The 12,878-nt window shown below is 54.3% G+C and carries 15 protein-coding genes; 12 read left to right on the forward strand and 3 right to left on the reverse strand.

The features are described from left to right. The first annotated feature begins 5 nt into the window (after positions 1-5). The 7 genes from ACLD4K_RS02580 (at position 6) to ACLD4K_RS02610 (ending at position 6,393) form a co-directional block, all read left to right on the forward strand. On the forward strand, positions 6-860 hold the full coding sequence (locus ACLD4K_RS02580) for a tagatose bisphosphate family class II aldolase (protein ID WP_000469979.1): 855 nt from the start codon (positions 6-8) through the stop codon (positions 858-860). 119 nt (positions 861-979) lie between these two features. After that, entirely contained in the window at positions 980-2,251 is a 1,272-nt protein-coding gene (gene gatZ, locus ACLD4K_RS02585) for a tagatose-bisphosphate aldolase subunit GatZ (RefSeq protein ID WP_108638407.1), read from the forward strand. A gap of 14 nt (positions 2,252-2,265) precedes the next feature. Beyond that, on the forward strand, positions 2,266-2,730 hold the full coding sequence (gene gatA, locus ACLD4K_RS02590; RefSeq protein WP_000080443.1) for a PTS galactitol transporter subunit IIA: 465 nt from the start codon (positions 2,266-2,268) through the stop codon (positions 2,728-2,730). A 30-nt stretch (positions 2,731-2,760) separates the two neighbouring features. Beyond that, entirely contained in the window at positions 2,761-3,045 is a 285-nt protein-coding gene (gatB, locus tag ACLD4K_RS02595) for a PTS galactitol transporter subunit IIB (RefSeq protein WP_000824293.1), read from the forward strand. 3 nt (positions 3,046-3,048) lie between these two features. Then, entirely contained in the window at positions 3,049-4,422 is a 1,374-nt protein-coding gene (locus tag ACLD4K_RS02600; RefSeq protein ID WP_411011345.1) for a galactitol-specific PTS transporter subunit IIC, read from the forward strand. A 43-nt stretch (positions 4,423-4,465) separates the two neighbouring features. Further along, entirely contained in the window at positions 4,466-5,509 is a 1,044-nt protein-coding gene (gene gatD / locus ACLD4K_RS02605) for a galactitol-1-phosphate 5-dehydrogenase (RefSeq protein WP_411011346.1), read from the forward strand. 110 nt (positions 5,510-5,619) lie between these two features. Next, positions 5,620-6,393, forward strand: coding sequence for a DeoR/GlpR family DNA-binding transcription regulator (locus tag ACLD4K_RS02610; RefSeq protein ID WP_411011347.1), 774 nt, complete (start codon positions 5,620-5,622; stop codon positions 6,391-6,393). Positions 6,394-6,550: 157 nt separating this feature from the next. On the opposite strand, the gene rsmI is transcribed toward ACLD4K_RS02610, so the two are convergent. After that, positions 6,551-7,414, reverse strand: a complete 864-nt coding sequence (gene rsmI, locus ACLD4K_RS02615; RefSeq protein ID WP_183059377.1) for a 16S rRNA (cytidine(1402)-2'-O)-methyltransferase — start codon at positions 7,412-7,414, stop codon at positions 6,551-6,553. A gap of 63 nt (positions 7,415-7,477) precedes the next feature. Between rsmI and ACLD4K_RS02620 the strand changes: the two genes are divergently transcribed. The 4 genes from ACLD4K_RS02620 to dolP are packed head-to-tail and all read left to right on the forward strand — an operon-like array spanning position 7,478 to position 11,070. After that, positions 7,478-9,520: a penicillin-binding protein activator gene (locus ACLD4K_RS02620; RefSeq protein ID WP_411011348.1), complete on the forward strand. Its 2,043-nt coding sequence runs from the start codon at positions 7,478-7,480 to the stop codon at positions 9,518-9,520. Next, positions 9,478-9,873 (forward strand): YraN family protein, encoded by a 396-nt coding sequence (locus ACLD4K_RS02625; RefSeq protein WP_411011349.1) that lies wholly within the window; start codon positions 9,478-9,480, stop codon positions 9,871-9,873. Before ACLD4K_RS02620 ends, ACLD4K_RS02625 begins: the two co-directional genes overlap by 43 nt. A 21-nt stretch (positions 9,874-9,894) precedes the next feature. After that, on the forward strand, positions 9,895-10,485 hold the full coding sequence (diaA, locus tag ACLD4K_RS02630; protein ID WP_000893481.1) for a DnaA initiator-associating protein DiaA: 591 nt from the start codon (positions 9,895-9,897) through the stop codon (positions 10,483-10,485). Between the two features lie 9 nt (positions 10,486-10,494). Further along, positions 10,495-11,070, forward strand: a complete 576-nt coding sequence (gene dolP / locus ACLD4K_RS02635) for a division/outer membrane stress-associated lipid-binding lipoprotein (protein ID WP_001650801.1) — start codon at positions 10,495-10,497, stop codon at positions 11,068-11,070. Between the two features lie 66 nt (positions 11,071-11,136). On the opposite strand, the gene ACLD4K_RS02640 is transcribed toward dolP, so the two are convergent. After that, a complete protein-coding gene (locus ACLD4K_RS02640) occupies positions 11,137-11,772 on the reverse strand; it encodes an NAD(P)H-binding protein (RefSeq protein ID WP_001517952.1) in 636 nt (211 codons plus the stop codon). Positions 11,773-11,902: 130 nt separating this feature from the next. Between ACLD4K_RS02640 and yhbO the strand changes: the two genes are divergently transcribed. Next, positions 11,903-12,421 carry a protein/nucleic acid deglycase gene (yhbO, locus tag ACLD4K_RS02645; RefSeq protein ID WP_000037597.1) on the forward strand — a complete coding sequence of 173 codons (519 nt, stop codon included), beginning with the start codon at positions 11,903-11,905 and terminating at the stop codon, positions 12,419-12,421. Here the strand turns inward: yhbO and ACLD4K_RS02650 are convergent. After that, the gene (locus ACLD4K_RS02650) at positions 12,401-12,844 is read right to left on the reverse strand and encodes a YhbP family protein (protein WP_000380404.1); all 444 of its coding nucleotides are present in this window, start codon (positions 12,842-12,844) and stop codon (positions 12,401-12,403) included. The two genes, yhbO and ACLD4K_RS02650, sit on opposite strands and share 21 nt — an antisense overlap. Positions 12,845-12,878: the final 34 nt, after the last annotated feature.

The following is a 12,878-nucleotide window of genomic DNA, read 5'->3' on the forward strand; positions in this document are numbered from 1 at the left end:
GAAGGATGTTTATCATTTCAGGCAGAACAATGCTAAAGAAGGCGCAGCAGGAAGGCTATGCTGTGCCGGCGTTTAACATCCACAACCTGGAGACATTGCAAGTGGTGGTGGAAACCGCCGCAGAATTGCGCTCTCCGCTGATTGTCGCCGGTACGCCAGGCACCTTTAGCTACGCAGGCGTCGGTAATATCGTGGCTATCGCCGCAGAACTGGCGAAAAGCTGGAACCATCCTCTCGCGGTACATCTCGATCATCATGAAAAACTGGCCGACATCAAAATGAAAGTCGCCGCCGGGGTACGCTCGGTCATGATCGACGGGTCGCATTTCCCCTTTGCCGACAATATTGCGCTGGTGAAAAGCGTGGTTGATTACTGTCATCGCTACGATGTCAGCGTTGAAGCTGAACTTGGGCGTCTCGGCGGGCAGGAAGACGATCTTATCGTTGACGGTAAAGATGCGCTTTATACCCATCCGGAACAGGCCCGGGAATTTGTAGAAAAAACGGGTATCGACTCGTTAGCCATTGCTATCGGCACCGCTCACGGCCTCTACACCGCTGAACCAAAACTTGATTTTGAACGACTGACGGAAATTCGTCAGCGGGTTGATGTCCCCTTAGTCCTTCACGGCGCCTCTGGCCTGCCGACCCGCGATATTACCCGCGCTATTTCGCTGGGCATCTGCAAAGTTAACGTCGCGACCGAGCTTAAAATCGCCTTTTCCGGCGCGCTTAAAAACTATTTAACGCAACACGCAGAGGCCAGCGATCCCCGCCATTACATGATCCCGGCGAAAGCGGCCATGAAAGAGGTTGTACGTAAAGTGATTGCCGACTGCGGTTGTGAAGGGAAGCTCTAAAGCCCCCGGATTTAGCACGGCAAAGGGCGTTTTCATAGCTGGATCACGAAAGCCATTATTATCCTTTGCCTTCAAACCAAAAATATTATGAAGATAAACAAAAGATATCGGAGCCAGAAGTGAAAGAAATAATTTCTCGTCACAAAGCAGGAGAACAGATAGGGATCTGTTCCGTATGTTCAGCACACCCGCTGGTGATTGAATCCGCATTACGTTTTGATCTGAATAGCGGGAACAAAGTTCTGATCGAAGCGACCTCTAACCAGGTTAATCAGTTTGGCGGTTATACCGGCATGAAACCGGCTGACTTTCGTGATTTTGTCTATGGCATCGCCCAGGAAGTGGGTTTTCCACGTGAGCGGTTGATTCTTGGTGGCGATCATTTAGGGCCTAACTGCTGGCAGAACGAACCGGCAGCGGCGGCAATGGAAAAGTCGGTTGAGTTAATAAAAGCGTATGTCGCCGCTGGTTTTAGCAAAATTCACCTGGACGCGTCGATGTCCTGCGCAGATGACCCGACACCGTTGGATCCGATGGTCGTTGCACGCCGTGCCGCCGTGCTTTGTAAAGCAGCAGAAGAGACCGCAAACGAAGAACAAAAATACCATCTGACTTATGTCATCGGCACGGAAGTGCCCGTTCCTGGCGGTGAAGCCAGTACCATCGGCAGCGTTCATGTCACCCGCGAAGCCGATGCTGCCCGTACGCTGGAAACTCACCAAATCGCGTTTCGTGAATCAGGTCTGGAAGAAGCACTGTCACGCGTGATCGCCATTGTGGTGCAACCGGGCGTTGAATTTGATCATACCCAGATTATTCATTATCAGCCGCAGGCGGCACAGGCGCTCTCCGACTGGATAAAAGAAACGCCGATGGTCTATGAAGCGCATTCGACTGATTATCAGACGCGACAGGCCTACCGTGCGCTGGTACGCGATCATTACGCCATTCTGAAGGTCGGCCCGGCGCTCACTTTCGCTCTGCGCGAAGCCATTTTCGCACTTGCGCAAATGGAAAACGAACTGATCTCCCCGGAACAACGTAGTCGGGTACTGGAGGTCATTGATGAAGTTATGCTAAACGAGCCGGGCTACTGGAAAAAATACTACCGTCCAACCTGGAGCCAGGCGATGGTCGACATCCACTTTAGTTTGTCTGACCGTATTCGCTATTACTGGCCGCACCCGCGTATTCGTCAAAGCGTAGAAAAGTTAATCGCCAATCTGAACAACGTCACATTGCCGCTGGGATTAATTAGCCAGTTTATGCCCGTACAGTTTGAACGCCTGTCTGAGGGCGTGCTCACCCCCACGCCGCATAACCTGATTATTGACAAAATTCAGGATGTTCTGCGCGCTTATCGCTTCGGTTGCACGCCGGATGTCGCCTGAATAATGGAGAATTTATGAGCCAACTATTTGTCCGAACCGGAATCACATTCGACTCGAGCCAACAGGCGCTGGCGCACATTGGCAAAGAGATGCTGGCGAAAGGCGTGGTACATGATAGTTATCCGCAGGCGCTGGTGGAACGTGAAGCGTCTTTTCCTACCGGCATTGCGCTGGAGCGTCACGCCGTCGCTATCCCTCATTGCGAGGCGGTTCATGCGAAATCACCCGCTATCTATCTGATTCGTCCAGATAAGCCGGTCATGTTTCAACAGGCGGATGATGACGAAGAGATTGCCGTTTCGTTAATCATCGCCTTAATCGTTGAAAACCCAGCGGCACAGCTAAAACTTCTGCGCCGCCTGTTCGGGGCATTACAAATCCCGGACACCATAGAAGCCTTACTGAGCGCCCCGGATGCCGAACTGGCGTCGTGCTTTGAGCACAAAGTCCTTACGGCTGAGCAGTGCGTCCAGGTTTGATAATAAATTGATAATAATGAGGAATACCCTATGAAACGTAAAGTAATTGTGGCCTGTGGCGGTGCGGTTGCAACCTCAACGATGGCTGCGGAAGAAATTAAAGAGCTGTGTGATGCCAACCATATTGAGCTCGACTTAGTGCAATGCCGGGTCACCGAAATCGAAACCTATATGGACGGCGCCGATCTTATCTGTACCACTGCCAGGGTCGATCGCGCCTTTGGCGATATTCCCGTCGTTCACGGCATGCCTTTTGTTTCCGGCGTGGGTATTGAAGCATTACAGCAAAAAATTCTGTCCATTCTCATGGGGTAACGTATGTTTAGCGAAATAATGCGTTATATCCTCGACTTAGGCCCAACGGTGATGCTGCCTCTGGTGATCATCGTGTTCTCTAAACTGCTGGGAATGAAGCTTGGGGATTGTTTTAAATCGGGTTTGCATATTGGTATCGGCTTCGTGGGTATTGGTCTGGTCATCGGCCTGATGCTGGATTCTATCGGCCCCGCGGCGAAAGCCATGGCGGAATATTTCCAAATCAATCTCCACGTTATTGACGTCGGCTGGCCGGGTTCATCGCCCATGACCTGGGCGTCACAAATCGCGCTGGTCGCGATCCCTGTCGCCATCGGGGTTAACGTCCTGATGCTAGTGACCCGCATGACCCGCGTGGTGAATGTCGATATCTGGAATATCTGGCACATGACCTTCACGGGCGCCATGCTGCATCTGGCGACCGGTTCATACTGGCTGGGGATTCTGGGCGTTGTGGTTCATGCCGCCTTTGTCTACAAACTGGGGGACTGGTTTGCCAAAGATACCCGCGACTATTTTGGCCTCGAGGGGATTGCTATCCCACACGGTTCATCCGCGTACCTGGGCCCCGTGGCGGTGCTCGTTGATACCATCATCGAGAAAATTCCGGGTCTCAATCGTATTCACTTTAGCGCAGATGATGTCCAGAAACGCTTCGGACCGTTTGGCGAGCCGGTGACTGTCGGCTTCGTGATGGGGCTGGTGATTGGTGTACTGGCAGGCTACGACGCCAAAGCCGTTCTGCAACTGGCGGTCAAAACCGCAGCGGTGATGCTGCTTATGCCACGCGTCATTAAACCTATTATGGATGGCCTAACGCCTATCGCGAAACATGCGCGTAAACGTCTACAGGCCAAATTTGGCGGGCAGGAGTTCCTGATAGGCCTTGATCCAGCGCTACTGCTCGGTCATACCTCTGTTGTCTCCGCGAGCCTGATATTCATTCCGCTGACTATCCTGATTGCCGTCTTAGTACCGGGGAACCAGGTGCTGCCGTTCGGCGATCTCGCCACCATCGGTTTCTTTGTTGCGATGGCGGTCGCGGTACACCAGGGCAACCTGTTCCGCACGCTGATTTCAGGTGTCATTATTATGGGTATCACCCTGTGGATAGCCACCCAGACGATTGGCCTGCATACCCAGCTGGCTGCCAATGCCGGAGCGCTAAAAGCTGGCGGACAAGTCGCCTCGCTGGATCAGGGCGGTTCCCCCATCACCTGGCTGCTGATTCAACTTTTTACCTGGCAGAATATCGTCGGCTTCGCCGTCATTGCCATTATCTATCTGGCCGGCGTACTGCTGACCTGGCGTCGCGCCCGACAGTTTGTCGCGGCTGAGAAAGCCACGGCGCTACAGCAAAGTCAAATCGCCTCTTAATTTTAGGGGAGCAATCGCTCCCCTCACCTTCCTGGAGAATGTTATGAAATCAGTGGTTATTCACGCTGAGGGAGACGTGCGCGTTGAAGAACGTCCCTTACCACAACTGCAAGCTGAAGACGATGTGTTGGTCAAGGTCGTTAGCTCGGGGCTTTGCGGGTCGGATATCCCGCGTATTTTCGCGCAGGGCGCCCATTATTATCCTATTACGTTAGGTCATGAATTCAGCGGCTACGTGGAATCCTACGGCACAGGCGTAACGGATATGCAGCCTGGCGATGCCGTCGCTTGTGTCCCGCTTCTTCCCTGCTTTCACTGCCCGCAATGCGAACGCGGTTACTTTTCTTTATGCAAACAGTATCAGTTTGTAGGATCGCGCAGTGAAGGCGGTAATGCGGAATATGTGGTGGTCAAACGGGCCAATCTTTTCCGCTTGCCGTCTGATATGCCGATTGAAGATGGCGCGTTTATCGAACCGATTACCGTGGGCTTACACGCCTTTCATCTGGCGCAGGGCTGCGAGGGGAAAAACGTAATTATCGTCGGTGCCGGGACAATTGGCCTGCTGGCCTTACAGTGCGCGCGGGAACTGGGCGCGCGAAGCGTAACGGCGATTGATATCAATCCGCAGAAACTGGAACTTGCGAAAGCGCTCGGCGCAACGCATACCTGTAATAGCCGGGAAATGACCGCCGACGACATCCAGACCGCGTTGTCCGACATTCAGTTTGATCAACTGGTTCTCGAAACGGCAGGAACTCCCCAGACCGTCTCGCTGGCTATCGATATCGCCGGGCCGCGCGCGCAACTGGCGCTGGTGGGCACGTTACATCACGATCTCACCCTGACAACGCGTACATTCGGGTTAATTTTGCGTAAAGAGCTCACGCTCCTCGGCAGTTGGATGAACTACTCCGCGCCATGGCCAGGAGAAGAATGGGAAACCGCAGCGCGCCTGTTGGCTGAAAAACGTCTTCAACTGACCCCTCTCATTGCCCATCGCGGCGATGCAGAAAGCTTTGCAGAAGCAGTCAAAGCGCTTAATGGCGCGCCCATACAGGGCAAAATCTTACTTCAACTTTCCTGATGGTACGAGCCAGCAACCTGCGCTGGCTCACATTTCCTTTCGAAATTTAGCGTTCACCTTTCGCAATCCTTCGATTAAACTAGTTACAGTTAATTATCAGGCAAATCAATATGAACTCATTTGAGCGAAGAAATAAAATTGTCGACCTGATTAATACGCAAGGCAGCGTGCTGGTGATGGACCTTTCAAATACCTTTGGTATTTCTGAAGTGACTATCCGCGCTGACCTGCGTCTGCTGGAAGAGAAAGGCCTTGTCACCCGTTTTCATGGCGGCGCGGCAAAACCGGGAAGTCATCTGGCGGAAGGCGACAATCAGGAAGTCATTCTGGAAGATCGGTATCAACTCGCCAGCGATCCGAAAAAGCGGATTGCCCAGGCGGCTGCGGCAATAGTCGAAGAAGGAATGACCATCATTCTGGATAGCGGGAGCACAACATTACTGATTGCGGAAGCGCTCGCGCGAAAAAGCAATATTACGGTGATCACTAACAGCTTGCCTGCCGCTTTTACGCTATCAGAAAATAAAGATCTCACGCTGGTGGTTTGCGGCGGTACGGTACGGCATAAAACCCACTCAATGCACGGCACGATTGCGGAACGATCGCTACACGGCATCAGCGCCGATGTTATGTTTGTCGGGGCGGATGGCATTGATGCGACAAACGGTATTACCACGTTTAACGAAGGTTATTCCATTAGCGGCGTCATGGCGGCGGCGGCACACAAAGTTATCGCGGTACTGGACGCGACCAAATTTAACCGTCGCGGCTTTAACCAGGTATTGCCGATGGACAAGATCGACTGTGTGATAACCGATGACACTATCAGCAAACAGGATAAAGCGGCATTAGCGAAAACAGGCGTGGAATTAATGATCGTCTAAAAAGGAGTCGGTTATGCGTTGCTGATCGCGAGAGTAAGCCCGAAGGAAAGGTCCGGCCCGCTATCACCGCCCAATGCCCCCATCACTTTACCCACATCAATCACCTGATTGAGTATTAACGCGATGGCGATAAAAGGCGGTTCCCGGGCGCTCGCTTTTATTCTTCCTGCTGCTCCAGCGCATACTTATACAGCGCATTTTTCTTCACGCCGTGAATTTCTGCTGCCAGCGCCGCCGCTTTTTTCAGCGGCAGTTCTGCCTGTAGCAGCGCCAGCGTGCGCAGCGCGTCGGCGGGCAGGTCGTCTTCTTGCGCTTTATGCCCTTCGACAATCAGCACCATTTCGCCTTTGCGACGGTTTTCATCTTCTTTGACCCACGCCAGCAGCTCGCCGACCGGCGCGCCGTGAATGGTTTCCCAGGTTTTGGTCAGCTCACGCGCCAGCACCACGTAGCGGGATTCGCCCCACACGGCCACCATATCTTCCAGGCTATCCAGCAGACGATGGGTAGACTCATAAAAAATCAGCGTTCGCGGCTCCGCTTCAACCGCCTTCAGCGCATCACGGCGACCTTTGGATTTCGCCGGTAAAAAGCCTTCATAGCAGAAACGGTCGGATGGCAAACCCGCGGCACTTAATGCAGTGATAGCAGCACACGGCCCTGGTAGCGGCACCACGCGAATCCCCGCTTCACGGCAGGTACGTACCAGGTGATAGCCGGGGTCATTAATTAGCGGCGTACCGGCGTCGGAAACCAGCGCAATGTTCTGCCCTTCTTTTAGCTTCGCGACCAGCGTTTCCGCTTTTTGTTGTTCGTTATGGTCGTGCAGCGCAAACAACCGGGCATTAATCCCAAAATGTTGCAGTAATAAACCGGTATGACGAGTGTCTTCAGCGGCAATTAAATCAACGGCTTGTAAAACTTCCAGCGCGCGTTGAGTAATATCAGCCAAATTCCCGATAGGAGTAGGTACAATAAAGAGTTGGCCCTGAGAATTATCCGCCGATTCGTTTTGTTTCATTGTGTCGTCCGTATTGCCGATTTAATATTGAGCATTGCGTAAAAAAATATCACTGGATACAGTATGGTACCCTCAACATTTTCTCGTTTGAACGCCGCGCGCGCGCTGCCTGTCGTCCTGGCTGCGCTACTTTTCGCCGGGTGCGGCACCCAGGCGCCAGATCAAAGCGCAGCCTATATGCAGGGTTCAGCGCAAGCTGACTCCGCCTTTTACCTGCATCAGATGCAGCAAAGCGCAGATGATAGCAAGACCAACTGGCAATTACTCGCCATTCATGCACTGCTGAAAGAAGGAAAAAGCCAGCAGGCCGTCGACCTGTTCAACCAACTCCCGCAAAATCTGAACGATGCCCAGCGTCGCGAACAGTCTTTATTAGCGGTAGAAATCAAACTGGCGCAAAAAGATGTCGCAGGCGCGCAGGCCTTGCTGGATAAACTAAAACCCGCCGACTTTGCGCCACATCAGCAAGCACGTTACTGGCAGGCGCAGATCATTGCCAGCCAGGGACGCCCGTCGCTTACCCTGTTGCGGGCGTTAATCGCCCAGGAACCGCTACTGGCGGCGAAAGATAAACAAAAAAATATCGACGCAACCTGGCAGGCGCTCTCCGCCATGACGCAAGATCAGGCCAGGACGCTGGTTATCAACGCCGATGAAAATGTGCTTCAGGGCTGGCTGGATCTGCAACGCGTCTGGTTTGACAACCGCAACGATCCGGACATGCTGAAAGCCGGGATCGCCGACTGGCAAAAACGCTACCCGCAAAATCCGGGGGCGAAAATGCTGCCGACTCAGCTCGTCAATGTGCAACGTTTTAAACCAGCTTCCACCAGCAAAATCGCTCTGCTGCTGCCGCTGAACGGTCAGGCTGCCGTGTTTGGCCGTACCATCCAGCAAGGTTTCGAAGCCGCGAAAAACCTCGGCACCCAGGCAGTAGAGATGCAGCCTGCCGCCGCGCCTGACGCGCCGGTCGAACCTGGCGTGGAGGAGACGCAACCACAAATGACCGACGGCGTCGCCAGTCCGTCGCAGGCCTCGGTGAGCGATCTGACTGATGACGCTCCATCCCAGTCCGCTACGCCAGTCAGCGCGCCACAAACTCCCCCTGCTACAGCAAGCGCGCCGGCGGATCCCTCCGCTGAATTAAAAATCTACGATACCTCTTCCCAGCCGTTGGATCAGGTGCTTGCTCAGGTTCAGCAAGATGGCGCCAGTATCGTGGTCGGGCCGCTGTTGAAAAACAATGTGGAAGCGCTGATGAAAAGCAACACGCCGCTCAACGTGCTGGCGCTCAACCAGCCGGAAACGGTACGTAGCTTCCCTAATATCTGCTATTTCGCGCTCTCTCCAGAAGATGAAGCCCGTGACGCGGCGCATCATATTTATGACCAGGGCAAGCAGTCGCCGCTGCTGTTGATTCCACGCAGCGCGCTTGGCGATCGCGTGGCGAACGCCTTCACCCAGGAGTGGCAAAAACTGGGCGGCGGCATCGTGTTACAGCAAAAATTCGGCTCCGTAGCCGAGCTGAAAATGGGCGTGAACGGCGGCGCGGGTATCGCGTTGACGGGCAGCCCGGTCGCCGCCAGTGTGCCTGCGCAGCCGGGCGTCACCATTGGCGGTCTGACTATCCCTGCGCCGCCGACCGACGCGCAAATCACCGGCGGCGGACGCGTAGACGCGGTCTATATTCTGGCTACGCCGGAAGAGATTGGCTTTATCAAACCGATGATCGCCATGCGTAACGGCACCCAGAGCGGCGCGACGCTGTATGCCAGCTCCCGCAGCGCGCAAGGCACCTCCGGCCCCGACTTCCGTCTGGAGATGGAAGGTTTGCAATACAGTGAAATTCCTATGCTGGCAGGCGGCAATATGCCGTTGATGCAGCAGGCGCTGAGCGCTGTACATAACGACTATTCTCTGGCGCGGATGTACGCCATGGGTGTGGATGCCTGGACGCTGGCGAACCACTTTTCGCAGATGCGTCAGGTGCAGGGGTTTGAGATCAATGGCAATACCGGCGCATTAACCGCCAGCCCGGATTGTGTGATTAACAGGAAGTTATCATGGCTCAAATACCAGCAAGGGGAGATTGTTCCCGCCAGCTAACGCGTAAACAGGCTGGCGACGCGTGGGAAGCTGCCGCGCGTCGCTGGCTGGAAAGCCAAGGACTGCGGTTTATCGCCGCCAACGTGCGCGAGCGCGGCGGCGAAATCGATCTGATCATGCGCGACGGAAAAACGACGGTTTTTGTTGAGGTCCGCTATCGGCGCTCCGGGCTTTATGGCGGCGCGGCGGCCAGTGTGACCCGCAGCAAGCAACACAAATTATTACATACTGCCCGCTTGTGGCTCGCCCGCCAGAATGGGAGTTTTGATACTGTGGATTGTCGGTTCGATGTGTTAGCCTTCACCGGAAATGAGATTGAGTGGTTTCGGGATGCGTTTAACGACCACTCATAATTGAAGATTTTAAGGATTAGCGTGCTCGAAAGAATCAAAGTTTGCTTTACAGAAAGCATTCAAACTCAAATTGCTGCGGCGGAAGCGCTTCCGGATGCCATTTCCCGCGCCGCCATGACGCTGGTTCATTCCCTGCTTAACGGCAATAAAATCCTCTGTTGTGGGAACGGGACGTCCGCGGCCAACGCACAGCATTTTGCTGCCAGCATGATTAACCGCTTTGAAACGGAGCGACCCAGTTTACCCGCCATTGCACTAAATACCGATAATGTGGTCTTAACTGCGATCGCTAACGATCGCCTGCACGATGAAGTTTATGCAAAACAAGTCCGGGCGCTGGGACATGCAGGCGATGTTTTATTGGCGATCTCTACGCGTGGTAATAGTCGCGATATCGTAAAAGCCGTTGAAGCAGCCGTCACGCGTGACATGACCATTGTGGCGCTAACCGGGTATGACGGGGGCGAGCTGGCCGGACTATTAGGGCCGCAGGATGTCGAAATTCGTATCCCTTCACACCACAGCGCGCGCATTCAGGAAATGCATATGCTGACGGTAAACTGCCTGTGCGATTTGATCGATAACACGCTTTTTCCTCACCAGGATGATTAAGGAGTACACATGAAGGCATTTTCGCCGCTCGCAGTCCTTATTTCTGCGTTGCTATTGCAAGGTTGCGTCGCCGCCGCGGTAGTGGGTACGGCAGCCGTCGGCACCAAAGCCGCAACCGACCCGCGTAGCGTGGGCACCCAGGTGGATGACGGAACGCTGGAACTGCGTGTCAGTAGCGCGCTGTCGAAAGATGAGCAAATCAAAAAAGAGACGCGCATCAATGTCACGGCTTATCAGGGCAAAGTTTTGTTAGTGGGCCAGTCGCCAAACAGCGAACTCTCCGCACGCGCGAAACAGATAGCGATGGGCGTTGAAGGCACCACCGAGGTCTATAACGAGATTCGCCAGGGTGAGCCTATCGGCCTGGGGACCGCCTCTAACGATACCTGGATCACCACGAAAGTTCGCTCACAGCTACTGACCAGCGATCAGGTAAAATCGTCAAATGTGAAAGTCACCACCGAAAATGGCGAAGTGTTCCTGCTGGGCCTGGTGACTGAACGTGAAGGTAAAGCGGCAGCGGACATCGCCAGCCGGGTGAGCGGCGTGAAACGCGTGACCACCGCCTTTACGTATATTAAGTAACCGGTGTGCCGGGTGGCGATAAGAATGTGTAAACCGCGTCGCCATCCGGTAAATCATCCGGCTTCGCTACCCCGCTTTTTCCCGCAGTTGCGATGAGGTCAGAATCGTCACGCCTTCTTGTGCTGGCGCCAGCGCTTCCGCCAGCATGGCCCGCGCCACATCCCGCGCATCAATCGATTTCCAGTTTCCTGGCAACAGCCGAAATAGCGGAGCGAAAAGCGTTTCATTCACCCGCCGCGTTGTTCTGTCGCCGAGCAGCATAGAAGGCCGGGCAATCGTCAAACGAGGCCAATTTTGCGCGATTAACGCCTCCTCCATTTCTCCTTTCACCCGATTGTAGAAAAACGGAGAGTGCGCGTTTGCTCCCATTGCGCTGACCACCAACATGTGCTGCGCGCCCAGTCGACGCCCGGTCAGCGCGGTATCAACCACCAGCGTATAATCCGCATGAATAAACGCCGCTTTACTTCCCGCTTCACGCCGGGTCGTGCCCAGGCAGCAAAAAACAATATCCACCGGGTCGGTCACCTGAGCTAACGCGTCGGTAAGCTGCGGATCGTGAGGGTTATAAACGCCGACAATATCCGTCAGCGGGCGACGCGTCGGCGCGGCGATAGCGCTCACCTGCGGCGTGTTGATTAACATTCTCAGCAGATGTCCGCCGACCAGTCCGGTCGCGCCGGTAATCAGTACCTGACTCATCCTCGCTCCTTTACAGATTTGTCCACCTTGCACTCTCGGCCCTATCGACCAGGCTTAATAGTCTACGAGGTAAGTATCCATCATTGTGGAAAATTTGCCTTACCCGACGCCACCACTGCGGAGGAAACGCATGAGTAAGAAAATTGCCGTTTTGATTACCGATGAATTTGAAGATTCAGAATTTACCTCGCCGGCAGCAGAATTCCGTCAGGCCGGCCATGAGGTCATCACCATCGAAAAAGAGGCGGGTAAAACGGTGAAAGGAAAAAAAGGCGAGGCCAGCGTCACCATTGATAAGGCTATTGATGACGTTCGTCCCGACGAGTTCGACGCCTTGCTATTACCGGGAGGCCATTCGCCGGACCACCTGCGCGGCGACAGCCGTTTCGTGGATTTTACCCGCGATTTCGTTAACAGCGGTAAACCGGTTTTTGCCATTTGCCACGGCCCGCAGTTGTTGATCAGCGCCGATGTCATTCGTGGCCGCAAACTCACGGCGGTGAAACCGATTATTATCGATGTGAAGAATGCGGGCGCGGAATTTTACGATCAGGAAGTCGTCGTCGATAAAGATCAGTTGGTGACCAGCCGCACGCCTGACGACCTGCCGGCATTTAACCGCGAGGCGCTACGCCTGCTGGGCGCGTGAGTCACGTAACCAGTGCAGTTTTTTACCAAACCCCAGCGTGTTGTCGGTGAATTTAATTTCATCCAGCCGGATTTCCCATACCGGCGCTGGCAGCACCCTGGCGACCGGGAAGCGACGAAGGTAAGCTTTACGCGCAGCGTCGCTCTCTTGCCCCTCCAGACGGCGAATTTCCCCTTTAAACTGCACGCCGCGAATGCGCGCTACCGTTTTCGGCTGACCATTGACCGTTCCCGCAACTGGCGCGCACGCGCCGGACATTTGCGCATGGCGGGTTTTATCATCCGTTAACAGATACAGCGCGACGTTTTGCGCATCGAACAAATAAAACGCATTGGCGCACCACAGCTCTCCCTCATGGTGTACGCACCAGGTCACCACGTGTTGTTTCGCCAGCCAACGGCCAATAGCGGTAAGTGTGTCCATCTTTATTCTCGCTTATACTGGGAACCTGAAAATT

It is taken from the genome of Salmonella sp. 741265055_HSA (assembly GCF_046569525.1).
Lineage (GTDB): Bacteria > Pseudomonadota > Gammaproteobacteria > Enterobacterales > Enterobacteriaceae > Salmonella > Salmonella enterica.

Excerpts from the sequence above, each read along its gene's own strand:
- yhbO (WP_000037597.1), top strand. The coding sequence starts at position 11,903 with ATGAGTAAGAAAATTGCCGTTTTGATTACCGATGAATTTGAAGATTCA.
- dolP (WP_001650801.1), top strand. The coding sequence starts at position 10,495 with ATGAAGGCATTTTCGCCGCTCGCAGTCCTTATTTCTGCGTTGCTATTG.
- ACLD4K_RS02620 (WP_411011348.1), top strand. The coding sequence starts at position 7,478 with ATGGTACCCTCAACATTTTCTCGTTTGAACGCCGCGCGCGCGCTGCCT.
- rsmI (WP_183059377.1), bottom strand. The coding sequence starts at position 7,414 with ATGAAACAAAACGAATCGGCGGATAATTCTCAGGGCCAACTCTTTATT.
- gatD (WP_411011346.1), top strand. The coding sequence starts at position 4,466 with ATGAAATCAGTGGTTATTCACGCTGAGGGAGACGTGCGCGTTGAAGAA.
- ACLD4K_RS02610 (WP_411011347.1), top strand. The coding sequence starts at position 5,620 with ATGAACTCATTTGAGCGAAGAAATAAAATTGTCGACCTGATTAATACG.
- ACLD4K_RS02600 (WP_411011345.1), top strand. The coding sequence starts at position 3,049 with ATGTTTAGCGAAATAATGCGTTATATCCTCGACTTAGGCCCAACGGTG.
- gatB (WP_000824293.1), top strand. The coding sequence starts at position 2,761 with ATGAAACGTAAAGTAATTGTGGCCTGTGGCGGTGCGGTTGCAACCTCA.
- ACLD4K_RS02580 (WP_000469979.1), top strand. The coding sequence starts at position 6 with ATGTTTATCATTTCAGGCAGAACAATGCTAAAGAAGGCGCAGCAGGAA.
- gatA (WP_000080443.1), top strand. The coding sequence starts at position 2,266 with ATGAGCCAACTATTTGTCCGAACCGGAATCACATTCGACTCGAGCCAA.
- ACLD4K_RS02640 (WP_001517952.1), bottom strand. The coding sequence starts at position 11,772 with ATGAGTCAGGTACTGATTACCGGCGCGACCGGACTGGTCGGCGGACAT.
- ACLD4K_RS02650 (WP_000380404.1), bottom strand. The coding sequence starts at position 12,844 with ATGGACACACTTACCGCTATTGGCCGTTGGCTGGCGAAACAACACGTG.
- ACLD4K_RS02625 (WP_411011349.1), top strand. The coding sequence starts at position 9,478 with ATGGCTCAAATACCAGCAAGGGGAGATTGTTCCCGCCAGCTAACGCGT.